This window comes from Mesorhizobium sp. M7A.F.Ca.US.002.01.1.1, from assembly GCF_004022955.1.
Classification (GTDB): domain Bacteria; phylum Pseudomonadota; class Alphaproteobacteria; order Rhizobiales; family Rhizobiaceae; genus Mesorhizobium; species Mesorhizobium ciceri.
In genome coordinates, this window is sequence record NZ_RZQE01001086.1 from 1 (window position 1) to 382 (window position 382).

1 protein-coding gene is annotated in these 382 nt (G+C 59.9%); it reads left to right on the plus strand.

All coding sequences use genetic code 11. The annotated features are described in order from the left end of the window. On the plus strand, window positions 1-382 hold a 382-nt coding region (locus EN932_RS37830; RefSeq protein ID WP_164890930.1), incomplete at both ends, for a GAF domain-containing protein.

The following is a 382-nucleotide window of genomic DNA, read 5'->3' on the forward strand; positions in this document are numbered from 1 at the left end:
AGACTGGAACGCGCCGGGAATTCGAAGTCTGGCCGGAACTCTGAACTTCAGGGACTACGGCTCCTATGTCGATGATTTGAAACGAGGCGAGACGGTCGTCTTCGAGAATGCCGAGACAGACCCGCGAACCCACGACCATGCCGAGGCTCTCAAAGCAATCAGCGCCCAATCCGTCATCAACATGCCGGTCACGGAGCGCGGCGGGTTGGTTGCGTTATTGTACCTCAATCACTCCGAGCCAAGACACTGGACGCCGGCCGAGGTTGCTCTGGTTTCGGAAGTGGCTGACCGGACGCGCACCGCAATTGAACGGCTTCGTGCGGAGAAGGCCCTGCGTGAAAATGCCGAGCGCCTGGCCTTTCTGGATCGCCTCGGCAGAGAG